Origin of the sequence: Streptococcus mitis (assembly GCA_001560895.1) — a bacterium.
GTDB lineage: Bacteria > Bacillota > Bacilli > Lactobacillales > Streptococcaceae > Streptococcus > Streptococcus mitis_Q.
In genome coordinates this window covers 1,783,174-1,808,431 of sequence record CP014326.1, presented here as the reverse complement: position 1 = coordinate 1,808,431, position 25,258 = coordinate 1,783,174, and the positions used below count along the sequence as shown (strand labels likewise).

13 protein-coding genes are annotated in these 25,258 nt (G+C 41.6%); all 13 read left to right on the top strand.

What is annotated here, in order from left to right:
• Position 1: 1 nt before the first annotated feature.
• Positions 2 to 691, top strand: a complete 690-nt coding sequence (locus AXK38_08440) for a two-component system response regulator (protein ID AMH89265.1) — start codon at positions 2 to 4, stop codon at positions 689 to 691.
• 680 nt (positions 692 to 1,371) lie between these two features.
• Positions 1,372 to 14,571 carry a hypothetical protein gene (locus tag AXK38_08435; protein AMH89264.1) on the top strand — a complete coding sequence of 4,400 codons (13,200 nt, stop codon included), beginning with the start codon at positions 1,372 to 1,374 and terminating at the stop codon, positions 14,569 to 14,571.
• Between the two features lie 324 nt (positions 14,572 to 14,895).
• Complete coding sequence (locus AXK38_08430) at positions 14,896 to 15,780, top strand: choline-binding protein (protein ID AMH89263.1); 885 nt, start codon at positions 14,896 to 14,898, stop codon at positions 15,778 to 15,780.
• 17 nt (positions 15,781 to 15,797) lie between these two features.
• Positions 15,798 to 16,754 carry a choline-binding protein gene (locus AXK38_08425; protein AMH89262.1) on the top strand — a complete coding sequence of 319 codons (957 nt, stop codon included), beginning with the start codon at positions 15,798 to 15,800 and terminating at the stop codon, positions 16,752 to 16,754.
• A gap of 227 nt (positions 16,755 to 16,981) precedes the next feature.
• Positions 16,982 to 17,860: a mevalonate kinase gene (locus AXK38_08420; protein AMH89261.1), complete on the top strand. Its 879-nt coding sequence runs from the start codon at positions 16,982 to 16,984 to the stop codon at positions 17,858 to 17,860.
• Entirely contained in the window at positions 17,842 to 18,795 is a 954-nt protein-coding gene (locus tag AXK38_08415; protein AMH89260.1) for a diphosphomevalonate decarboxylase, read from the top strand. The genes AXK38_08420 and AXK38_08415 overlap by 19 nt, the downstream gene beginning before the upstream one ends.
• The gene (locus AXK38_08410) at positions 18,782 to 19,789 is read left to right on the top strand and encodes a phosphomevalonate kinase (GenBank protein ID AMH89259.1); all 1,008 of its coding nucleotides are present in this window, start codon (positions 18,782 to 18,784) and stop codon (positions 19,787 to 19,789) included. Before AXK38_08415 ends, AXK38_08410 begins: the two co-directional genes overlap by 14 nt.
• On the top strand, positions 19,773 to 20,783 hold the full coding sequence (locus tag AXK38_08405; protein ID AMH89258.1) for a type 2 isopentenyl-diphosphate Delta-isomerase: 1,011 nt from the start codon (positions 19,773 to 19,775) through the stop codon (positions 20,781 to 20,783). Before AXK38_08410 ends, AXK38_08405 begins: the two co-directional genes overlap by 17 nt.
• 76 nt (positions 20,784 to 20,859) lie before the next feature.
• Complete coding sequence (locus AXK38_08400) at positions 20,860 to 21,558, top strand: transporter (GenBank protein AMH89257.1); 699 nt, start codon at positions 20,860 to 20,862, stop codon at positions 21,556 to 21,558.
• Entirely contained in the window at positions 21,555 to 22,550 is a 996-nt protein-coding gene (locus tag AXK38_08395; GenBank protein AMH89256.1) for a histidine kinase, read from the top strand. Before AXK38_08400 ends, AXK38_08395 begins: the two co-directional genes overlap by 4 nt.
• Positions 22,551 to 22,563: 13 nt before the next feature.
• On the top strand, positions 22,564 to 23,196 hold the full coding sequence (locus AXK38_08390) for a LuxR family transcriptional regulator (GenBank protein AMH89255.1): 633 nt from the start codon (positions 22,564 to 22,566) through the stop codon (positions 23,194 to 23,196).
• Positions 23,197 to 23,862, top strand: a complete 666-nt coding sequence (locus AXK38_08385; protein ID AMH89254.1) for a DNA alkylation repair protein — start codon at positions 23,197 to 23,199, stop codon at positions 23,860 to 23,862.
• Between the two features lie 83 nt (positions 23,863 to 23,945).
• Positions 23,946 to 25,229, top strand: coding sequence for a trigger factor (gene tig / locus AXK38_08380; protein AMH89253.1), 1,284 nt, complete (start codon positions 23,946 to 23,948; stop codon positions 25,227 to 25,229).
• The last annotated feature ends 29 nt before the right edge of the window (positions 25,230 to 25,258 follow it).

The window sequence follows — 25,258 nt, the reverse complement described above, 5'->3', positions numbered from 1 at the left end:
CATGGGGAAACGGATTTTATTACTTGAGAAAGAACGAAATCTAGCTCACTTTTTAAGTTTGGAACTCCAAAAAGAGCAATACCGAGTTGATCAGGTTGAGGAGGGGCAAAAAGCCCTCTCCATGGCTCTTCAGACAGACTATGACTTGATTTTATTGAATGCTCAACTGGGGGATATGACAGCCCAGGATTTTGCAGATAAGCTGAGTCGGACTAAGCCAGCTTCAGTCATCATGGTCTTGGACCATCGAGAAGAATTGCAAGATCAGCTTGAGGCAATCCAACGCTTTGCCGTTTCTTACATCTATAAGCCAGTTATTATTGAGAATCTGGTAGCTCGTATTTCAGCGATTTTCCGAGGTCGGGACTTTATCGACCAACACTGTAGTCAGATGAAGGTTCCAACGTCTTACCGAAATCTGCGTATGGATGTAGAACATCATACTGTTTATCGTGGCGAAGAGATGATTGCTCTGACGCGTCGTGAGTATGATCTTTTGGCTACTCTTATGGGAAGCAAGAAAGTCCTGACTCGTGAGCAGTTGTTGGAAAGTGTCTGGAAGTATGAAAGTGCGACCGAAACTAATATCGTGGATGTCTATATCCGTTATCTACGTAGCAAGCTTGATGTAAAAGGTCAAAAAAGCTACATTAAAACCGTGCGTGGTGTTGGTTATGCCATGCAAGAATAGAAAGGCAGTCATCCTCGTGTAACTGCTGTTTGAGCTCTATACTATCTGTAACAGGAATTCCTGAACCCCAGATAGTATGGGGCTTTTTTTGAAGAGGCAAAAATACAGGTCCCTAGATGTCTTGTAAGGCTTCAAAGAGATGGTCAGAGAAAATGATTTCTTCTTGACCATAGTTTATACTCAATGAAAATGAAAGAGCAAACTAGGAAGCTAGCTGCAGGTTGCTCAAAACACTAGTTTTGAGGTTGCAGATCCAAGCTGACGTAGTTTGAAGAGATTTTCGAAGAGTATTGCTATCTGATAAGCTTTACTTTCATAGTTCTCTACTTTTTGACACTCAAAAGGGATGAGCTAGCTGTAGGCAAAATCAATATATTATTTATAAGTATTCAAAAAATGGCATTTATCATAGTTTTGAAGAAAAGGGGGATTTTATTTTTATTGCAATATTATAATATAATAAATAGTTCAAATCCTGAAATTTTCTGAAAATACTGGAAAAAAATAAAAAATAATTAATATAATTGACAAATCTGCTTATATAAATTATAATGTTGAATGTATGTGTATGTGTATGTGTATGTGTATGTGTATGTGTATGTGTATGTGTATGTGTATGTGTATGTGTATGTGTATGTGTACTACATGCTATTTTTTAGAAATCAAAAGGAGAAAATGTAATGTATTTTAATCGTAAAAATGCAGAGCAAAAGAACTGGAGAATGATCAAAAAAGGGAAGCACTTCCTATTCGGTTGTTCTCTTGTTTTTGCGGTCGGAGCTAGCTTAGCTACTCAAGTGGTCCATGCAAACACAGCAGAAACTACTGTAGAAAGCAACTCGACTACTGGGAATGTTACCCCTACACCGAACGGAGATGGCAAGACTTATGAGGCACCTGCTGCTGTAGCAGAAATCAAGTCAGAAGTTGCTACAACACCAGCTGTAGCAGCAAAACTTGATGGAGAAACTGCAAAAGAAGTTAAAGCTTTAGACAAAACTAAACTTGAAAACTACATTGCAGAAATCGAAGCAAAATTAGCTAACGGAACATACGAAAGCAAAACAGAAGAGAGTGTTGCGGTATTAAAAGCTGACTTAGAAGCTGCAAAAGCTACATTAGCAAACGCAACAACTCAAGATGAAATCACAAAAGCTTACAATAAACTTGTAACTACAGCGAACACTAAATTAAAAAACAAACCTGTAGAGAAAAAAGAAACTCCAGCAGTAGACACTACTAACGGACAACCAACTGTAGGTAAAAAAGCAGAAAACACTGAGAAAAAATCAGAATCTAACTCAATCGAAAACACAGGATCTAACGACTCACGTAACGGTAAAGCATTAGATAAGAATAATGCTTTTAGAGCGGAAGTTGCCTATTCAGAAGGTACAAATGCAGCCGCAAATGGTCATAGTGATGCCTATATCCTTAATGATGTTAATAAATACACGTCTACAGATGACGCTGTTAATGTAGTTTCTAGAGTTACAAATTATAAAGTTAAATATAATAAAGACGCTAGTGGGAAGATTACTTCATTAGATTGGCTTGTCTTTTATAATGATCATGCAGAAAATCTAGCTAATACGTATAAGACAGATGGAGGAGATGTATATCGAAATTTCATCCAAATTCCTGCAGAAGTTAATATGCCAACTAGCATTACACGTGCAAAATATAACTCTCCAATCCAAGGTAAATTAAATCCTAAAACTAAAAAACTTGAACGTACAAAACCTGATGGTTCAGCATTGAGTAGTTCTGTAACGTTTGAAAATCCAGCACCAGCTACAGCTGCTGGATTACCATTAGACAAAAAAGATACCTTTTCTCTGGCTTCTGGTTGGGAAAGTGGTATCTATGGTCGTTCTATAGAAAAACTTGCCGGTCAGGAGGACAGATATTTCAAGAGTGCGGCATCTAATTCTTCTCCGAGAACTAAAGAGTTATTGGATAATGTTGCCTTGAATGACAAACGTTTGATTGTGGATCGTTCGACTACGGGTGGTTCAGGTTATGATGGCTATGCATGGAGTTTTAGAACTGAAGTTCCTGCAACAACATCTAACGAACAGTTGAAAGATATGAAGGTTGTGTTTGGTATGATGCGTAGCGCCACTGCTGGTGCCAATGCAGGTTTCGCCAACATTGCAACTAACCCTATAAAGATGTGGCAGTCTGATGTTTCGACACCAACAGCGAAAGATCAAACTGTAAAAGTTGGTCAAAAACCAGATGCGACAAAATCAATTGGAAACTTAGACACTCTTCCAAAAGGAACAACAGTTAAGTACAAGGATGCAGTAGATACACAAACTCCAGGTGAAAAACGAGCAACAGCAGTTGTAACTTACCCGGATACATCTACAAAAGAAGTTCCTGTAAAAGTAATTGTTGAAAAAGAAAAAGAAGCAGTAGCACCAGCTAAGCCAGTTACTCCAAAACCAGAAGCACCAAAACCAAGCGCGCCAGCGCCAGATGCAGCAACTAACAAACCAGCGGCAGGTGCAGCGACTAACAATCCAGCAGCAACACCAACAACTAGTGGTCCAGAAATTGTCAATGATTTGGCAGGTAAAGCAAGTACGCCAGCTGATGTGACAGTTAAAGCACCAGCAGGTTCAACTGTCAAATTGTACAACAAAGATGGCGTTGTGATTGGTGAAGCTGTAGCTAACGACCAAGGTGTAGCAACTATTCACCCTACTAACAGTCTTCCAGAAGGAGAAATTACAGCTACTTCAACACCAGCAGGTGGTAAAGAGTCAGCTAAGAGTGCACCGATTACGGTTACAAAAACACCATTAACTATTAAAGATGGTGGTGTAACTGGTAATAATGACACTAGGCTATTAGTAAGTAAAGATATTATTACAGTATATCCTGGTGATAAAATTGATGTTGATGTTATAGCTCAAGCTACAGCGTTAGAGAAATTTTCAGTTGAAAAAAATCCAACAGCTATAAGCGGAGTGCTTCCAACGGGAGGCTTCTTAGATAAATCACGTGGGGCTACGATTAAGCAACGTGATGCTAAATATAGTGGTACTGTTGCAATGAACCAGCCAGCAGGAACTACCGAAGTTGTTTTCCATGCAAGGAATAGAGATAAACCAACAACGCTATACAGAGCACTTATAGTAAATGTTCTTGAGACTGCTAAGAAATATGAGCCAGTTGCAGGTACGAAAGTAGATATTGCAGATTCTAACGGTGTTAGTGAAACTGAAAAGAACAAGATTATCGAAGCAGTGAAATCTGCTAACCCAAGTCTTCCAGCAGATTCACAATACAGTGTGGATGAAAAAGGAAACCTTACTATCACTTATCCTGATGGATCAAAAGATAAGATTGCAGCAGCATATCTTGTTAACCCAACAACTCCAGCAGTAGCTCCAACAGTAGAGATTCCATATTCTAATAAAGCTACTAAAGAAGTTTATGTATACGGTGGGGAAGAAAACTCATTCGATATCAAATTTAAAGATGATAGTGGAAAAATTGCAAGTGCTACTGTAAAACAAGGTGGTAACAAAGCGTTTGCTGATGTTGCAGGTGAAGCAAATACTATCAATACACAATATGGATTTAAAGCAAATGTTATCAATGCTGAGACTCCAGCGACAGAAAAAGCCCCAGCAGTCATTACTTATTCAGGTACTCCAGCAGCGACAGATGGTTTGTCACAAGATAGACTAGATGCAGCAACTAAAGGAGAAAATCCAGAAGGTATGGCTTTAGGATGGCGTTATGCAACTGCAACGGATACAGATGGTGCATATATTGAGAATGGAGCAGTAGGTGGTACAAATGCAACTGACCCAGGTGCATTCCGTGTCATGCTTAAGGGACAAACTCAAAAATATGACATTGCAACTCCAACTGAAAAAGTTACTGTAGCAGATCCAGCTAACGTAACAGATGCTGACTTGGCTAAAATCAAAGAGAAGCTTCAACTTGAGTACTCTCAAAACAACGATGACGCTAACTTAGCAGACAAAAAGGGTCAAGCTGTAGCTGATAAAGATTCTAAGATTAAATCAGTCGAAAAAGATGCAGATGGAAATCTTGTAGTAACCTATAAAGATGGTTCTCAAGATAAAAAACCATTGTCAGAATTTGTAACTAAAGAAACAACAGCAGTAGCTCCAACAGTAGAAATTCCTTACTCTAATAAAGATACTAAAGAAGTTTATGTATATGCTGGAGAAGAAAACTCATTCGATATCAAATTCAAAGATGATAGCGGAAAAATTGCAAGTGCTACTGTAAGACAAGGTGGTAACAAAGCGTTTGCTGATGTTGCAGGTGAAGCAAATACTATCAATACACAATATGGATTTAAAGCAAATGTTATCAATGCTGAGACACCAGCGACAGAAAAAGCCCCAGCAGTTATTACTTATTCAGGTACTCCAGCAGCGACAGATGGTTTAGCAAAAGACAAACTAGAAGCAGCAACTAAAGGAGAAAATCCAGAGGGTATGGCTTTAGGATGGCGTTATGCGACTGCAACGGATACAGATGGTGCATTGATTGAGAATAAAGCCGTAGGTAGCTCAACTGCAACTGACCCAGGTGCATTCCGTGTCATGCTTAAGGGACAAACTCAAAAATATGACATTGCAACTCCAACTGAAAAAGTTACTGTAGCAGATCCAGCTAACGTAACAGATGCTGACTTGGCTAAAATCAAAGAGAAGCTTCAACTTGAGTACTCTCAAAACAATGATGATGCTAACTTAGCAGACAAAAAAGGTCAAGCTGTAGCTGATAAAGATGCTAAGATCCAATCAGTAACAAAAGATGACAAAGGAAATCTTGTAGTAACCTATAAAGATGGTTCTCAAGATAAAAAACCATTGTCAGAATTTGTAACTAAAGAAACAACAGCAGTAGCTCCAACAGTAGAGATTCCTTACTCTAACAAAGCTACTAAAGAAGTTTATGTATACGGTGGGGAAGAAAACTCATTCGATATCAAATTCAAAGATGATAGTGGAAAAATTGCAAGTGCTACTGTAAAACAAGGTGGTAACAAAGCGTTTGCTGATGTTGCAGGTGAAGCAAATACTATCAACACTCAATATGGATTTAAAGCAAATGTTATCAATGCTGAGACACCAGCGACAGCAGAAGCCCCAGCAGTCATTACTTACTCAGGTACTCCAGCAGCAACAGATGGTTTAGCAAAAGACAAACTAGAGGCCGCAACTAAAGGAGAAAATCCAGAAGGTATGGCTTTAGGATGGCGTTATGCAACTGCAACGGATAAAGATGGTGCATTCATTGAGAATAAAGCCGTAGGTAGCTCAACTGCAACTGATCCAGGTGCATTCCGTGTTATGCTTAAGGGACAAACTCAAAAATATGATATTGCAACTCCAACTGAAAAAGTTACTGTAGCAGATCCAGCCAACGTAACAGAAGCTGAGTTGGCTAAAATCAAAGAAAAAGTCCAACTTGAGTACTCTCAAAATAACGATGATGCTAACTTAGCAGACAAAAAAGGTCAAGCTGTAACTGATAAAGATGCTAAGATTAAATCAATCGAAAAGGATGCTGATGGAAATCTTGTTGTAACTTATAAAGATGGTTCTCAAGATAAAAAACCATTATCAGAATTTGTAACTAAAAAACCAACAGATGCAGATAAGAACGAACCAACAGCTAAACCACAAACTGTTGATAAAGGAACAACACCAAAAGCAGAAGATTCAATTGGAAATGTTAAAGATCTTCCTAAGGGCACAACAGTAGCCTACAAGGAACCAGTAGATACAACAACTCCAGGTGAAAAAGACGCGACAGTAGTAGTGACTTACCCAGATGGTTCTAAGGAAGAAGTTCCAGTTAAGGTAACAGTTAAAGAACCAAGTTCACCTGAAGATCCAGCAACTAAGGATACAGATGGCGACGGCTTAACTGATAAAGAAGAAGCTGAAAAAGGCACAGATCCTACTAAAGCTGATACAGATGGCGATGGCGTCACTGATAAAGAAGAAGTAGAGAAAGGCACAGATCCAAAAGATCCTAACTCTAAACCAGAAAATCCATCAGCACCAACAGATGCAGATAAGAACGAGCCAACACCAAAAGCTCAAACTGTAGACAAAGGAACAACACCAAAAGCAGAAGATTCAATTGGAAATGTTAAAGATCTTCCTAAGGGTACAACAGTAGCGTTCAAGGATCCAGTAGACACAACAACACCAGGTGAAAAACCTGCGACAGTAGTTGTAACTTACCCAGATGGTTCTAAGGAAGAAGTTCCAGTTAAAGTAACTGTTACAGACCCAAGTTCAAAACCAACAGATGCAGATAAGAACGAGCCAACACCAAAAGCTCAAACTGTAGATAAAGGAACTGAACCAAAAGCAGAAGATTCAATCGGTAACTTGAAAGATCTTCCTAAGGGTACAACAGTAGCCTTCAAGGATCCAGTAGACACAACAACACCAGGTGAAAAACCTGCGACAGTAGTTGTAACTTACCCAGATGGTTCTAAGGAAGAAGTTCCAGTTAAAGTAACTGTAAAAGAACCAAGTTCAGCACCAACAGATGCAGATAAGAACGAGCCAACACCAAAAGCTCAAACTGTAGATAAAGGAACTGAACCAAAAGCAGAAGATTCAATCGGTAACTTGAAAGATCTTCCTAAGGGTACAACAGTAGCGTTCAAGGATCCAGTAGACACAACAACACCAGGTGAAAAACCTGCGACAGTAGTTGTAACTTACCCAGATGGTTCTAAGGAAGAAGTTCCAGTTAAAGTAACTGTAAAAGAACCAAGTTCAGCACCAACAGATGCAGATAAGAACGAGCCAACACCAAAAGCTCAAACTGTAGACAAAGGAACAACACCAAAAGCAGAAGATTCAATTGGAAATGTTAAAGATCTTCCTAAGGGTACAACAGTAGCGTTCAAGGATCCAGTAGACACAACAACACCAGGTGAAAAACCTGCGACAGTAGTTGTAACTTACCCAGATGGTTCTAAGGAAGAAGTTCCAGTTAAAGTAACTGTAAAAGAACCAAGTTCAGCACCAACAGATGCAGATAAGAACGAGCCAACACCAAAAGCTCAAACTGTAGACAAAGGAACAACACCAAAAGCAGAAGATTCAATTGGAAATGTTAAAGATCTTCCTAAGGGTACAACAGTAGCGTTCAAGGATCCAGTAGACACAACAACACCAGGTGAAAAACCTGCGACAGTAGTTGTAACTTACCCAGATGGTTCTAAGGAAGAAGTTCCAGTTAAAGTAACTGTTACAGACCCAAGTTCAAAACCAACAGATGCAGATAAGAACGAGCCAACACCAAAAGCTCAAACTGTAGATAAAGGAACTGAACCAAAAGCAGAAGATTCAATCGGTAACTTGAAAGATCTTCCTAAGGGTACAACAGTAGCCTTCAAGGATCCAGTAGACACAACAACACCAGGTGAAAAACCTGCGACAGTAGTTGTAACTTACCCAGATGGTTCTAAGGAAGAAGTTCCAGTTAAAGTAACTGTTACAGACCCAAGTTCACCTGAAGATCCAACAACTAAGGATACAGACGGCGATGGCTTGACTGATAAGGAAGAAGCAGACAAAGGAACAGATCCTAAGAAAGCTGATACAGATGGCGATGGCTTGACTGATAAGGAAGAAGCAGACAAAGGAACAGATCCTAAGAAAGCTGATACAGACGGCGATGGCTTGACTGATAAAGAGGAAGCAGACAAAGGAACAGATCCTAAGAAAGCTGATACAGACGGCGATGGCTTGACTGATAAGGAAGAAGCAGACAAAGGAACAGATCCTAAGAAAGCTGATACAGATGGCGATGGCTTGACTGATAAGGAAGAAGCAGACAAAGGAACAGATCCTAAGAAAGCTGATACAGACGGCGATGGCTTGACTGATAAAGAGGAAGCAGACAAAGGAACAGATCCTAAGAAAGCTGATACAGACGGCGATGGCTTGACTGATAAAGAGGAAGCAGACAAAGGAACAGATCCTAAGAAAGCTGATACAGATGGTGATGGCTTCACAGATAAAGAAGAAGTCGCTAAGGGAACAGATCCAAAAGATCCAAACTCTAAACCAGAAGATCCAGCAACACCAGATACAAAAGCTCCAGCTAAACCAGAAATCAAAACAGATCTAACAGATAAAGCAGGCACTAAGACACCAGTTGAAGTGACAGCAGAACCAGGATCTAAAGTTGAATTATTCGACAAAGATGGTAACAAGCTTGGTGAAGGCGTAGCAGACGAAAACGGAAAAGCTACCATCACACCAACGAAAGAGCTTCCAGCAGGAGACGTAACAGCGAAAGCAACAGATCCAGCAGGAAATGTATCAGAACCAAGCACACCAGAAAAAGCAACAGCAGATACAAAAGCTCCAGCTAAACCAGAAATCAAAACAGATCTAACAGATAAAGCAGGAACTAAGACACCAGTTGAAGTAAGTGCAGAACCAGGATCTAAGGTTGAGTTGTTCGACAAAGACGGTAATAAGCTTGGTGAAGGCGTAGCGGACGAAAACGGAAAAGCTACCATCACACCAACGAAAGAGCTTCCAGCAGGAGACGTAACAGCGAAAGCAACAGATCCAGCAGGCAATGTGTCAGAACCAAGCACACCAGAAAAAGCAACAGCAGATACAAAAGCTCCAGCTAAACCAGAAATCAAAACAGATCTAACAGATAAAGCAGGCACTAAGACACCAGTTGAAGTGACAGCAGAACCAGGATCTAAAGTTGAATTATTCGACAAAGATGGTAACAAGCTTGGTGAAGGCGTAGCAGACGAAAACGGAAAAGCTACCATCACACCAACGAAAGAGCTTCCAGCAGGAGACGTAACAGCGAAAGCAACAGATCCAGCAGGAAATGTATCAGAACCAAGCACACCAGAAAAAGCAACAGCAGATACAAAAGCTCCAGCTAAACCAGAAATCAAAACAGATCTAACAGATAAAGCAGGCACTAAGACACCAGTTGAAGTGACAGCAGAACCAGGATCTAAAGTTGAATTATTCGACAAAGATGGTAACAAGCTTGGTGAAGGCGTAGCAGACGAAAACGGAAAAGCTACCATCACACCAACGAAAGAGCTTCCAGCAGGAGACGTAACAGCGAAAGCAACAGATCCAGCAGGAAATGTATCAGAACCAAGCACACCAGAAAAAGCAACAGCAGATACAAAAGCTCCAGCTAAACCAGAAATTAAAACAGATCTAACAGATAAAGCAGGAACTAAGACACCAGTTGAAGTGACAGCAGAACCAGGATCTAAAGTTGAGTTGTTCGACAAAGACGGTAATAAGCTTGGTGAAGGCGTAGCGGACGAAAACGGAAAAGCTACCATCACACCAACGAAAGAGCTTCCAGCAGGAGACGTAACAGCGAAAGCAACAGATCCAGCAGGCAATGTGTCAGAACCAAGCACACCAGAAAAAGCAACAGCAGATACAAAAGCTCCAGCTAAACCAGAAATCAAAACAGATCTAACAGATAAAGCAGGAACTAAGACACCAGTTGAAGTAAGTGCAGAACCAGGATCTAAGGTTGAGTTGTTCGACAAAGACGGTAATAAGCTTGGTGAAGGCGTAGCGGACGAAAACGGAAAAGCTACCATCACACCAACGAAAGAGCTTCCAGCAGGAGACGTAACAGCGAAAGCAACAGATCCAGCAGGCAATGTGTCAGAACCAAGCACACCAGAAAAAGCAACAGCAGATACAAAAGCTCCAGCTAAACCAGAAATCAAAACAGATCTAACAGATAAAGCAGGCACTAAGACACCAGTTGAAGTGACAGCAGAACCAGGATCTAAAGTTGAATTATTCGACAAAGATGGTAACAAGCTTGGTGAAGGCGTAGCAGACGAAAACGGAAAAGCTACCATCACACCAACGAAAGAGCTTCCAGCAGGAGACGTAACAGCGAAAGCAACAGATCCAGCAGGAAATGTGTCAGAACCAAGCACACCAGAAAAAGCAACAGCAGATACAAAAGCTCCAGCTAAACCAGAAATCAAAACAGATCTAACAGATAAAGCAGGAACTAAGACACCAGTTGAAGTAAGTGCAGAACCAGGATCTAAGGTTGAGTTGTTCGATAAAGATGGTCACAAGCTTGGTGAAGGCGTAGCGGACGAAAACGGAAAAGCTACCATCACACCAACGAAAGAGCTTCCAGCAGGAGACGTAACAGCGAAAGCAACAGATCCAGCAGGCAATGTATCAGAACCAAGTGCTCCAGCAACCGCAACTAAGGATACAAAAGCTCCAGCTAAACCAGAAGTTAAGACAGATCTAACAGATAAAGCAGGAACTAAGACACCAGTTGAAGTGACAGCAGAACCAGGATCTAAGGTTGAGTTGTTCGATAAAGATGGTCACAAGCTTGGTGAAGGCGTAGCGGACGAAAACGGAAAAGCTACCATCACACCAACGAAAGAGCTTCCAGCAGGAGACGTAACAGCGAAAGCAACAGATCCAGCAGGCAATGTATCAGAACCAAGTGCTCCAGCAACCGCAACTAAGGATACAAAAGCTCCAGCTAAACCAGAAGTTAAGACAGATCTAACAGATAAAGCAGGAACTAAGACACCAGTTGAAGTGACAGCAGAACCAGGATCTAAGGTTGAGTTGTTCGATAAAGATGGTCACAAGCTTGGTGAAGGCGTAGCGGACGAAAACGGAAAAGCTACCATCACACCAACGAAAGAGCTTCCAGCAGGAGACGTAACAGCGAAAGCAACAGATCCAGCAGGCAATGTATCAGAACCAAGTGTTCCAGCAACCGCAACTAAGGATACAAAAGCTCCAGCTAAACCAGAAGTTAAGACAGATCTAACAGATAAAGCAGGAACTAAGACACCAGTTGAAGTGACAGCAGAACCAGGATCTAAAGTTGAGTTGTTCGACAAAGACGGTAATAAGCTTGGTGAAGGCGTAGCGGACGAAAACGGAAAAGCTACAATCACACCAACGAAAGAGCTTCCAGCAGGAGACGTAACAGCGAAAGCAACAGATCCAGCAGGCAATGTATCAGAACCAAGTGTTCCAGCAACCGCAACTAAGGATACAAAAGCTCCAGCTAAACCAGAAGTTAAGACAGATCTAACAGATAAAGCAGGAACTAAGACACCAGTTGAAGTGACAGCAGAACCAGGATCTAAGGTTGAGTTGTTCGACAAAGATGGTCACAAGCTTGGTGAAGGCGTAGCGGACGAAAACGGAAAAGCTACAATCACACCAACGAAAGAGCTTCCAGCAGGAGACGTAACAGCGAAAGCAACAGATCCAGCAGGCAATGTATCAGAACCAAGTGTTCCAGCAACCGCAACTAAGGATACAAAAGCTCCAGCTAAACCAGAAGTTAAGACAGATCTAACAGATAAAGCAGGAACTAAGACACCAGTTGAAGTGACAGCAGAACCAGGATCTAAAGTTGAGTTGTTCGACAAAGATGGTCACAAGCTTGGTGAAGGCGTAGCGGACGAAAACGGAAAAGCTACAATCACACCAACGAAAGAGCTTCCAGCAGGAGACGTAACAGCGAAAGCAACAGATCCAGCAGGCAATGTATCAGAACCAAGTGCTCCAGCAACCGCAACTAAGGATACAAAAGCTCCAGCTAAACCAGAAGTTAAGACAGATCTAACAGATAAAGCAGGAACTAAGACACCAGTTGAAGTGACAGCAGAACCAGGATCTAAGGTTGAGTTGTTCGACAAAGATGGTCACAAGCTTGGTGAAGGCGTAGCGGACGAAAACGGAAAAGCTACAATCACACCAACGAAAGAGCTTCCAGCAGGAGACGTAACAGCGAAAGCAACAGATCCAGCAGGCAATGTATCAGAACCAAGTGTTCCAGCAACCGCAACTAAGGATACAAAAGCTCCAGCTAAACCAGCGGTAACACCAGTTGTAGATCCAAGCAACTTGACTGAAGCAGAAAAAGCTAAGGTAGCAGACGAAGTTAAGAAAGCTAACCCAACAGTAACAGATGTTAAAGTTGGCAAAGATGGCACAACTACAGTAACCTTCCCAGATGGCAGCACAGCCGTTATTCCATCAGGTGATGCAGTTAAGAAATCATCAGATAACGCAGTTAAGGACCCAGCGGTAACACCAGTTGTAGATCCAAGCAACTTGACTGAAGCAGAAAAAGCTAAGGTAGCAGATGAAGTTAAGAAATCAAACCCAACAGTAACAGATGTTAAAGTTGGCAAAGATGGCACAACTACAGTAACCTTCCCAGATGGCAGCACAGCCGTTATTCCATCAGGTGATGCAGTTAAGAAATCATCAGATAACGTAGTTAAGGATCCAGCGGTAACACCAGTTGTAGATCCAAGCAACTTGACTGAAGCAGAAAAAGCTAAGGTAGCAGACGAAGTTAAGAAAGCTAACCCAACAGTAACAGATGTTAAAGTTGGCAAAGATGGCACAACTACAGTAACCTTCCCAGATGGCAGCACAGCCGTTATTCCATCAGGTGATGCAGTTAAGAAATCATCAGATAACGTAGTTAAGGATCCAGCGGTAACACCAGTTGTAGATCCAAGCAACTTGACTGAAGCAGAAAAAGCTAAGGTAGCAGACGAAGTTAAGAAATCAAACCCAACAGTAACAGATGTTAAAGTTGGCAAAGATGGCACAACTACAGTAACCTTCCCAGATGGCAGCACAGCCGTTATTCCATCAGGTGATGCAGTTAAGAAATCATCAGATAACGTAGTTAAGGATCCAGCGGTAACACCAGTTGTAGATCCAAGCAACTTGACTGAAGCAGAAAAAGCTAAGGTAGCAGACGAAGTTAAGAAAGCTAACCCAACAGTAACAGATGTTAAAGTTGGCAAAGATGGCACAACTATAGTAACCTTCCCAGATGGCAGCACAGCCGTTATTCCATCAGGTGATGCAGTTAAGAAATCATCAGATAACGTAGTTAAGGATCCAGCGGTAACACCAGTTGTAGATCCAAGCAACTTGACTGAAGCAGAAAAAGCTAAGGTAGCAGACGCAGTTAAGAAAGCTAACCCAACAGTAACAGATGTTAAAGTTGGCAAAGATGGTACAACCACAGTAACCTTCCCAGATGGTAGCACAGCCGTTATTCCATCAGGTGATACAGTTAAGAAATCATCAGATAACGCAGTTAAGGATCCAGCGGTAACACCAGTTGTAGATCCAAGCAACTTGACTGAAGCAGAAAAAGCTAAGGTAGCAGACGCAGTTAAGAAAGCTAACCCAACAGTAACAGATGTTAAAGTTGGCAAAGATGGCACAACCACAGTAACCTTCCCAGATGGTAGCACAGCCGTTATTCCATCAGGTGATACAGTTAAGAAATCTAATCCAACAGCAACAGATGTTAACGTAGGTAAAAATGGCACAACAGCCGTAATCCCAGCTGCTAAAGCAGATGATATGTCTAAGGATGCAGATGGTGTTAAAGATCCATCAGTAACACCAGTTGTAGATCCAAGCAACTTGACTGATGCGGAAAAAGCTAAGGTAGCAGAAGCAGTTAAGAAAGCTAACCCAACAGCAACAGATGTTAAAGTTGGCAAAGATGGTACAACTACAGTAACCTTCCCAGATGGCAGCACAGCTGTAATCCCAGCTGCTAAAGCAGTTACATCTGCTGAACAAGGTTCACATGCAGTAGCACCAGCTGCTAAAGCAGTTACATCTGCTGAACAAGGCTCACATGCAACAACACCAGCTAAGAAAGCAGGAGCGAAAGAGTTGCCAAATACTGGTACAGCAGATTCTACTGTAGCTATGGTAGCAGCTGCCGCAAGTGCGTTACTTGGTCTTGGTCTTGCAGGCCGTCGTCGTAAAGAAGACGAAGAAGCTTAATTGGTAGATTGTTTGATAATTATCAGATGATAAATCCGATTTTTAAAGCTTGAACAAGTACCTCTCATAAGAAAGTCTCCTAGCAGGAAAGCCTGCTAGGAGATTTTTGCATTTCAGGAAATCGCAGGCTGACTGTAAGCGCATAATATATCTATTTGCAACTAGAGCAGGACACTATGACTCTTAAAATATTTCTATAAATTAATTTGTCTATTCTAATCGATTTGTTTACACCTTGTATCAATATACTATGCATTGTTTTAAGGCCGTCATATTGACATACAATTTAATTTTTACTATAATCCTTGCAGGAGGATATATCTAATGAAAACAATAAAAAAATTGATGCAAATCGCATTAGCAGTCTTTTTCTTTGGTTTGCTAGCAACAAGTGCAGTATTGGCGGATGATGCTGATTCAGAAGGTTGGCAATTTGTCCAAGAAAATGGTAGAACCTACTACAAGAAGGGTGACATCAAAGAAACGGACTGGCGAGTGATTGATGGCAAGACCTATTATTTTGATTATAATGGTGAAATGGTTGTTGGTTGGCAGTACATTCCAATGCCAGTTAAAGGATATACAATTGGTCCTTACCCTAATGGTATAAGATTAGAAGGTTCCCCAATGCCAGAATGGTACTACTTTGACAAAAATGGAGTGCTACAAGAGTTTGTTGGTTGGAAAGCATTAGAGGTTAAAACTAAAGACAGTGTTGGAAGAAAGTATGGGGAAAAACGTACAAACCCGGAAGATAAAGAAGAGAAGAGTTTTTACACGAACTATTACTTTAATCAAAATCATTCTTTAGAGACAGGTTGGCTTTATGACCAGTCTAATTGGTATTATCTAGCTAAAACGGAAATTAATGGAGAAAACTATATTGGTGGTGAAAGACGTGCAGGTTGGATAAATGATGGTTCAGCTTGGTACTATCTAGATTCAGAAACTGGTATCATGCAAGCTGGTTGGAAGCAAATTGGCAATAAGTGGTACTACCTCCGTTCATCAGGAGCTATGGCAACTGGTTGGGTGAAAGATGGTTCAACTTGGTACTACCTAAATGCAAGTAATGGAGATATGAAGACAGGTTGGACCAAAGTAAATGGAAACTGGTATTATCTCAATTCAAATGGAGCAATGGTTACAGGTAGCCAGACTATCGATGGTAAAGTTTATAATTTCGCCTCATCTGGTGAGTGGATTTAATATTGGAGGACATATAAATGAAACTTTTTAAAAAAACTATGCAATTTGGACTAACAACATTTTTCTTTGGTTTGCTAGCTACAAATACTGTATTTGCGGATACCACAGGTGGCCAATTTGTTGATAAGGATAATAGAAAATATTATATAAAAGATGATCATAAAGCAATCTATTGGCATAAAATAGACGGTAAAACTTACTATTTTGGTGATAAAGGAGAAATGGTAGTTGGATGGCAATACTTAGAAATTCCTGGAACAGGTTATCGTGATAATTTATTAGATAACCAACCAATTAATGAAATTGGACTCCAACAAAAATGGTATTATTTTAGCTCAGATGGAGCTTTGCTAGAACAAACAGATAAACAAGTACTAGAGGCAAAAACGTCTGAAAATACAGGAAAAGTATATGGTGAACAATATACTCCATCTCCTGAAAAGAGAACTTATTATTTTGATAATAATTATGCTGTAAAGACAGGCTGGATTTATGAAGACGGCAATTGGTATTATTTAAATAAGCTAGGAAATTTTGGCGATGATTCTTACAATCCACTACCAATTGGTGAAGTTGCTAAGGGTTGGACTCAAGATTTTCATGTTACTATTGACATTGATAGAAGCAAACCTGCTCCATGGTACTACTTGGATCCAAAAACTGGAATCATGCAAACTGGTTGGAAACAACTTGGCAATAACTGGTACTATCTCCGTTCATCAGGAGCTATGGCAACTGGCTGGTATCAAGAAGGATCGACTTGGTATTATCTAGATGCTGAAAATGGTGATATGAAAACAGGCTGGCAATACCTTGGTAGCAAGTGGTACTACCTCCGTTCATCAGGAGTCATGGCAACTGGTTGGTTCCAGGTCAATGGCAAATGGTACTATGCTTATAGCTCAGGTGCTTTGGCAGTGAATACGACCGTAGATGGCTATTCTGTCAATTATAATGGCGAATGGGTTCAATAATGAAAGAGGCGATTGTGAAGGAAACAATCGCTTTTTTTGTGAAAATATAATAAAATAGATAGGAGAGAATAAATACTTGTAGGAAAAAATAATACTCTTCGAAAATCAAATTCAAACCACGTCAGCGTCGCCTTACCGTACTCAAGTACAGCCTGCGGCTAGCTTCCTAGTTTGCTTTTTGATTTTCATTGAGTATGAGACGGTTTTTCGTCTAGTAAAAGGAAAATATGACAAAAAAACTTGGTGTCGGTCAGGCGCATAGTAAGATTATTTTAATAGGGGAGCATGCGGTCGTTTACGGTTATCCTGCCATTTCCTTACCTCTTTTGGAGGTGGAGGTGACTTGTAAGGTGGTTCCTGCGGCGAGTCCTTGGCGCCTCTATGAGGAGGATACCTTGTCCATGGCAGTTTATGCTTCGCTAGAGTATTTGGATATCACAGAGGCTTGCATTCGCTGTGAGATTGACTCGGCTATTCCTGAGAAACGGGGGATGGGTTCGTCAGCGGCTATCAGCATAGCGGCCATTCGTGCGGTATTTGACTACTATCAGGCAGAACTGCCTCATTATGTATTAGAAATCTTGGTCAATCGGGCTGAGATGATTGCCCATATGAATCCTAGTGGTTTGGATGCCAAGACCTGTCTAAGTGACCAGCCTATTCGCTTTATTAAGAATGTAGGATTTACAGAGCTTGAGATGGATTTATCAGCCTATTTGGTCATTGCAGATACGGGCGTTTATGGTCACACCCGTGAAGCCATCCAAGTGGTTCAAAGTAAGGGGAAAGACGCCCTACCGTTTTTACATGCCTTGGGGGAATTGACCCAGCAGGCAGAAGATGCGATTTCACAAAAAGATGCTGAAAGACTGGGACAAATCCTCAGTCAAGCGCATTTACATTTAAAAGAAATTGGTGTCAGTAGCCCTGAGGCAGACCATCTGGTAGAAACGGCGCTTAGTCATGGTGCTCTGGGTGCAAAGATGAGCGGTGGTGGGCTAGGAGGCTGTATCATAGCCTTGGCAGTCGATTTGACACACGCACAAGAACTAGCAGAAAGATTAGAAGAGAAAGGAGCTGTTCAGACATGGATCGAGAGCCTGTAACAGTACGTTCCTACGCAAATATTGCTATTATCAAATATTGGGGAAAGAAAAAAGAGAAAGAGATGGTACCTGCTACTAGTAGTATCTCTCTGACTTTGGAAAATATGTACACGGAGACGACCTTGTCGCCTTTACCGACGGATGCGACGGCTGATGCCTTTTATATCAATGGTCAGTTACAAAATGAGGCGGAGCATGCTAAGATGAGTAAGATTATTGACCGTTACCGTCCAGAGGGTGAGGGCTTTGTCCGTATCGATACCCAAAACAATATGCCTACCGCAGCGGGCCTGTCCTCCAGTTCTAGTGGTTTGTCCGCCCTGGTCAAGGCTTGCAATGCTTATTTCAAGCTTGGATTGGATAGAAGTCAGTTGGCACAGGAGGCTAAGTTTGCCTCAGGCTCTTCTTCGCGGAGTTTTTATGGACCACTCGGTGCCTGGGATAAGGATAGTGGAGAAATTTACCCTGTAGAGACAGACTTGAAGCTAGCTATGATTATGTTGGTTCTAGAGGACAAGAAAAAACCAATCTCTAGCCGTGACGGGATGAAACTCTGTGTGGAAACTTCGACGACCTTTGATGACTGGGTCCGTCAGTCTGAGAAAGACTATCAGGATATGCTGGTTTATCTCAAGGAAAATGACTTTACCAAGATTGGGGAATTGACTGAAAAAAATGCCCTGGCTATGCACGCTACGACCAAAACAGCATCACCAGCCTTTTCTTATCTGACGGATGCAAGCTATGAAGCCATGGACTTTGTCCGCCAGCTTCGTGGACAAGGGGAAGCCTGCTACTTTACTATGGATGCTGGTCCCAATGTCAAAGTCCTCTGTCAAGAGAAAGACTTGGAGCATTTATCAGAAATCTTCGGTCAACGTTATCGCTTGATCGTGTCAAAAACAAAGGATTTAAGTCAAGATGATTGCTGTTAAAACTTGCGGGAAACTCTATTGGGCGGGTGAGTATGCTATTTTAGAGCCAGGACAGTTGGCCTTGATAAAGGCCATCCCCATCTATATGAAGGGCGAGATTACTTTTTCTGATAGTTACCGTATTTATTCGGATATGTTTGATTTCGTAGTGGACTTGACGCCAAATCCTGACTACAACTTGATTCAAGAAACGATTGCTTTAGTGGAAGATTTCCTGACTTCTCATGGGCAGACCTTGCAACCTTTTTCTCTCGAAATCCGTGGCAAAATGGAAAGAGAAGGGAAAAAGTTTGGTCTGGGTTCTAGCGGTAGCGTCGTTGTTTTGGTCATCAAGGCTCTGCTAGCTCTGTATAAGCTTTCGGTTGATCAGGAGCTCTTGTTCAAGCTGGCTAGTGCTGTCTTGCTCAAGCGAGGAGACAATGGCTCTATGGGAGACCTTGCCTGTATTGTGGCAGAAGATTTGGTTCTCTACCAGTCATTTGATCGCCAGCAGGTAGCTGCTTGGTTGGAAGAAGAAAATTTGGCGACAGTTTTAGAGCGTGATTGGGGCTTTTCAATTTCGCAAGTGAAACCAACTTTAGAATGTGATTTCCTAGTGGGATGGACCAAGGAAGTGGCTGTATCTAGTGACATGGTTCAACAAATCAAGCAAAATATCAATCAGAGTTTTTTAAGTTCCTCAAAAGAAACAGTGGCTACTTTGGTAGAAGCCTTGGAACAGGGGAAAGCAGAAAAAATTATCGAGCAGGTGGAAATAGCCAGTCAGCTTTTAGAAGGCTTGAGCACAGATATTTACACGCCTTCGCTTAGACAGTTGAAAGAAGCCAGTCAAGATTTGCAGGCTGTTGCCAAGAGTAGCGGTGCTGGTGGCGGTGACTGTGGTATTGCCTTGAGTTTTGATGAGCAATCAACTGAAATCTTAAAAAACCGTTGGGCCGATCTGGGGATTGAGCTCTTATATCAAGAAAGGATAGGACATGACGACAAATCGTAAGGATGAGCATATCCGCTATGCCCTTGAGCAGAATAGTTCCTATAATAGCTTTGATGAGGTTGAGTTGATTCATTCTTCCTTGCCTATTTACGACCTGGATGAAATCGATCTGTCGACAGAGTTTGCTGGTCGAAAGTGGGACTTTCCTTTTTATATCAATGCCATGACAGGTGGGAGTGAAAAAGGTAAAGAAATCAATCAAAAACTAGCTCAGGTGGCAGAAGCCTGTGGTATTTTGTTTGTAACGGGCTCTTATAGCGCAGCCCTCAAAGATCCAACAGATGACTCTTTTTCTGTTAAGTCTAGTCATCCAAATCTCTTTCTTGGAACCAATATTGGATTGGACAAGCCTGTCGAGTTAGGACTTCAGACTGTAGAAGAAATGAATCCTCTTCTCCTACAAGTGCATGTCAATGTCATGCAGGAATTGCTCATGCCCGAGGGAGAAAGGAAGTTCAGAAGCTGGCAATCGCATCTGGCAGACTATAGCAAGCAAATCCCCGTTCCGATTGTCCTTAAGGAAGTGGGCTTTGGGATGGATGTGAAGACTATTGAAAGAGCCTATGAACTGGGTGTTCGTACAGTGGACTTATCAGGTCGTGGCGGTACAAGCTTTGCTTATATCGAAAACCGTCGCAGTGGTCAGCGTGATTACCTCAATCAATGGGGCCAGTCTACCATGCAAGCCCTTCTCAATGCCCAAGACTGGAAAGACAAGGTTGAACTCTTGGTCAGTGGTGGCGTTCGGAATCCGCTGGATATGATTAAGTGCTTGGTCTTTGGTGCTAAGGCTGTAGGATTGTCACGAACCGTTCTGGAATTGGTTGAAACCTATTCAGTTGAAGAAGTGATTGGCATTGTCCAAGGTTGGAAAGAAGATCTACGCTTAATTATGTGTGCTCTTAATTGTGCTACCATAGCAGATTTGCAAAGCGTAGATTACATTCTTTATGGAAAATTAAAAGAAGCAAAAGATCAGATGAAAAAGGCGTAACCATCGCCTTTTTTCCATCTTCAGACCGAGGTGACTTTTTTGAATTGTGATAAAATAGAAGGGAGAGGATCAACCTATGAGAAAATTTAAAATCTTTTTATTTATCGAAGCCTGTCTTTTGACAGGAGCTCTGATTTTGATGGTATCAGAGCATTTTTCACGTTTTCTGCTGATTTTATTCCTCTTTTTGCTTTTGATTCGCTATTACACTGGTAAAGAGGGTAATAACCTTCTCTTAGTAGTGGCAACCATTCTTTTCTTTTTCATCGTTATGCTCAATCCTTTTGTGATTCTAGCTATTTTTGTTGCGGTCATCTATAGCCTTTTTCTTTTTTATCCGATGATGAACCAGGAAAAAGAGCAGACCGATTTGGTATTTGAAGAGGTGGTAACGGTTAAGAAGGAGAAAAATCGTTGGTTTGGAAATCTCCATCATTTTTCAAGCTACCAGACTTGCCAGTTTGATGATATCAATCTCTTTCGTCTCATGGGCAAGGATACCATTCATCTGGAGAGGGTTATCCTAACCAATCATGACAATGTCATTATCCTCAGAAAGATGATAGGCACGACCAAAATCATTGTACCTGTAGATGTGGAAGTCAGTCTTAGCGTTAACTGTCTCTATGGTGATTTGACTTTTTTCAATCAACCCAAGCGAGCCCTCCGCAATGAACACTATCATCAGGAAACGAAAGACTATCTTAAGAGTAACAAGAGTGTCAAGATTTTCTTGACCACTATGATTGGGGATGTTGAGGTGATTAGAGGATGAAAAAACAAGCCTATGTAATTATTGCTCTCACCTCCTTCCTGTTTGTCTTATTTTTCTCCCACAGCTTGCTGGAAATCCTTGACTTTGACTGGTCTATTTTCCTGCATGATGTCGAAAAAACAGAAAAATTTGTCTTTTTGTTGTTGGTGTTCAGCATGTCCATGACCTTTCTCTGGGCCCTGTTTTGGCGAGGTGTTGAAGAGCTATCTCTAAGAAAAGTGCAGGCTAATCTCAAGCGTTTATTGGCTGGTCAGGAAGTGGTTCAGCTTGCAGATCCAGATTTGGATGCCAGTTTCAAGTCCTTGTCAGGTAAACTTAACCTTTTGACAGAAGCGCTTCAAAAGGCTGAAAATCACAGCCTTGCTCAGGAAGAGGAAATCATCGAGAAGGAACGGAAGCGGATTGCTCGGGATTTGCACGATACAGTCAGTCAGGAGTTGTTTGCGGCCCACATGATTTTATCGGGTATCAGTCAGCAGGCTTTGAAATTGGATAGAGAAAAGATGCAGACCCAGTTGCAGAGTGTCACAGCTATTTTAGAAACTGCCCAGAAGGATTTGCGAGTCTTGCTCTTGCATTTGAGACCAGTTGAACTGGAGCAGAAGAGTCTGGTTGAGGGAATTCAAATCCTCTTAAAAGAGCTTGAGGACAAGAGTGATCTAAAGGTTAGTTTCAAGCAAAATGTGACGAAATTGCCCAAGAAGATTGAGGAGCATATTTTCCGAATCTTGCAGGAGTTGATTAGCAATACTCTCCGCCATGCCCAGGCCTCTTGTCTGGATGTCTATCTCTATCAGACGAATGTTGAATTGCAACTGAAGGTGGTGGACAATGGGATTGGTTTCCAGTTGGGGAGTTTAGATGACTTGAGTTATGGACTCCGTAATATCAAGGAGCGGGTTGAAGATATGGCAGGTACGGTTCAGTTATTAACAGCTCCCAAGCAAGGGCTGGCAGTTGATATCCGCATTCCCTTGCTCGATAAGGAATGATAAAGGAGTAAAGATGAGAATTTTACTAGTAGATGACCATGAAATGGTCCGCTTGGGCTTGAAAAGCTACTTTGACCTCCAAGACGATGTAGAAGTTGTGGGCGAGGCTGCAAATGGGTCTCAAGGTATTGACTTGGCCTTGGAACTGCGTCCAGATGTCATTGTCATGGATATTGTTATGCCTGAGATGAATGGGATTGACGCGACCTTAGCTATCCTTAAAGAATGGCCTGAAGCCAAGATATTAATTGTCACATCTTACTTGGACAATGAAAAAATCATGCCTGTCTTAAACGCAGGTGCTAGGGGCTATATGCTCAAGACTTCTAGTGCAGACGAACTGCTCCACGCTGTCCGAAAGGTGGCTGCTGGTGAGTTGGCCATTGAGCAAGAGGTCAGCAAGAAGGTCGAATACCACCGCAACCATATGGAACTTCATGAAGAATTGACTGCGCGTGAGCGAGATGTTCTCCAACTGATTGCCAAGGGTTACGAAAATCAGCGCATCGCAGATGAACTCTTTATCTCTCTCAAGACGGTCAAGACCCACGTGTCCAACATTCTTGCCAAGCTTGAGGTTAGCGATCGCACTCAGGCAGCAGTCTATGCCTTTCAGCATCACTTGGTGGGGCATGAGGAGTTTTAGATGAGTCTAACAGATTTACTTGAGGAGCTAGAAGCAGCAAAAGATCCTAAAAAAGCAGGGTCCATGGAGGCCTATATGCGCCATCAATTTTCCTTTCTAGGGGTTGCGGCGCCAGAAAGAAATAAACTCTATAAAAAATACTTTCCAGAAGCGAAAAAAACAAAGATTATCGATTGGGATTTTGTAGATACTTGCTGGGAAAAAGAATCTAGAGAATTCCAGTATGTGGCGGCCAATTATTTGAAAGCCATGCAGTCTTATCTAACGGAGAACGATTTACCTAAGCTTGAGCGGTTAGTCGTCACAAAATCCTGGTGGGATACCGTAGATATCCTAGATCGAGTAGTAGGGAGTTTGGTGTATGACAAGCCGGAACTGGAAAAAATAATCCTCCAATGGAGCCTGTCAGACAATATCTGGTTGAGACGAGTCGCTATTGACCACCAGTTGTTAAGAAAAGAGAAGACCAATGTCCAACTGATGGAAAAGATCCTGCAAAATAATCTGAATCAAACAGAATTCTTTATTAATAAATCCATTGGCTGGGCTCTGCGAGACTACTCCAAAACGAATCCAGCTTGGGTAGAAACTTTCATTGAGAAAAACAAGGAAAGAATGGCTGATCTTAGTATCAAAGAAGCGAGCAAGTACCTCTCCCATCGTTGAAAAGCGCAGTCATTACTTGAAAAAAGTCGCTCGTTTATGTTATAATAGGCTGTATTTAAAAAATTTTAAGGAGAAATGACAGAATGTCTGTATCATTTGAAAACAAAGAAACAAACCGTGGTGTCTTGACTTTCACTATCTCTCAAGACCAAATCAAACCAGAATTGGACCGTGTCTTCAACTCAGTGAAGAAATCTCTTAATGTTCCAGGTTTCCGTAAAGGTCACCTTCCACGCCCTATCTTCGACAAAAAATTTGGTGAAGAGTCACTTTACCAAGACGTTATGAACGCTCTTTTGCCAAATGCTTATGAAGCAGCTGTAAAAGAAGCTGGCCTTGAAGTGGTTGCTCAACCAAAAATTGACGTAACTTCAATGGAAAAAGGTCAAGACTGGGTTATCACTGCTGAAGTCGTTACAAAACCTGAAGTAAAATTGGGTGACTACAAAAACCTTGAAGTATCAGTTGATGTAGAAAAAGAAGTAACTGACGCTGACGTTGAAGAGCGTATCGAACGTGAACGCAACAACTTGGCTGAATTGGTTATCAAGGAAGCTGCTGCTGAAAACGGCGACACTGTTGTCATTGACTTCGTTGGTTCTATCGACGGTGTTGAGTTCGACGGCGGAAAAGGTGAAAACTTCTCACTTGGACTTGGTTCAGGTCAATTCATCCCTGGTTTCGAAGACCAATTGGTAGGTCACTCAGCTGGCGAAACTGTTGATGTTATCGTAACATTCCCAGAAGACTACCAAGCAGAAGACCTTGCAGGCAAAGAAGCTAAATTCGTGACAACTATTCACGAAGTAAAAGCTAAAGAAGTTCCAGCTCTTGACGATGAACTTGCAAAAGACATTGATGAAGAAGTTGAAACGCTTGCTGAATTGAAAGAAAAATATCGCAAGGAATTGGCTGCTGCTAAAGAAGAAGCTTACAAAGATGCAGTTGAAGGTGCAGCAATTGATAAAGCTGTAGAAAACGCTGAAATCGTAGAACTTCCAGAAGAAATGATCCACGAAGAAGTTCACCGCTCAGTAAACGAATTCCTTGGAAACTTGCAACGCCAAGGTATCAACCCTGACATGTACTTCCAAATCACTGGAACTACTCAGGAAGACCTTCACAAACAATATGAGGGAGAAGCTGAGTCACGTACTAAGACTAATCTTGTTATCGAAGCGGTTGCCAAAGCTGAAGGATTTGACGCTTCAGAAGAAGAAATCCAAAAAGAAATCGAGCAATTGGCTGCAGACTACAACATGGAAGTTGCACAAGTACAAAGCTTGCTTTCAGCTGATATGTTGAAACACGACATCACAATCAAAAAAGCTGTTGAGTTGATTACAAGCACAGCAACAGTTAAATAATTTTAATAAGATAAAAACCCACCTGATTA

Coding starts and splice junctions, on each gene's coding strand:
- tig (AMH89253.1), top strand. CDS start 23,946: ATGTCTGTATCATTTGAAAACAAAGAAACAAACCGTGGTGTCTTGACT.
- AXK38_08420 (AMH89261.1), top strand. CDS start 16,982: ATGACAAAAAAACTTGGTGTCGGTCAGGCGCATAGTAAGATTATTTTA.
- AXK38_08425 (AMH89262.1), top strand. CDS start 15,798: ATGAAACTTTTTAAAAAAACTATGCAATTTGGACTAACAACATTTTTC.
- AXK38_08400 (AMH89257.1), top strand. CDS start 20,860: ATGAGAAAATTTAAAATCTTTTTATTTATCGAAGCCTGTCTTTTGACA.
- AXK38_08395 (AMH89256.1), top strand. CDS start 21,555: ATGAAAAAACAAGCCTATGTAATTATTGCTCTCACCTCCTTCCTGTTT.
- AXK38_08435 (AMH89264.1), top strand. CDS start 1,372: ATGTATTTTAATCGTAAAAATGCAGAGCAAAAGAACTGGAGAATGATC.
- AXK38_08430 (AMH89263.1), top strand. CDS start 14,896: ATGAAAACAATAAAAAAATTGATGCAAATCGCATTAGCAGTCTTTTTC.
- AXK38_08385 (AMH89254.1), top strand. CDS start 23,197: ATGAGTCTAACAGATTTACTTGAGGAGCTAGAAGCAGCAAAAGATCCT.
- AXK38_08405 (AMH89258.1), top strand. CDS start 19,773: ATGACGACAAATCGTAAGGATGAGCATATCCGCTATGCCCTTGAGCAG.
- AXK38_08390 (AMH89255.1), top strand. CDS start 22,564: ATGAGAATTTTACTAGTAGATGACCATGAAATGGTCCGCTTGGGCTTG.
- AXK38_08415 (AMH89260.1), top strand. CDS start 17,842: ATGGATCGAGAGCCTGTAACAGTACGTTCCTACGCAAATATTGCTATT.
- AXK38_08410 (AMH89259.1), top strand. CDS start 18,782: ATGATTGCTGTTAAAACTTGCGGGAAACTCTATTGGGCGGGTGAGTAT.
- AXK38_08440 (AMH89265.1), top strand. CDS start 2: ATGGGGAAACGGATTTTATTACTTGAGAAAGAACGAAATCTAGCTCAC.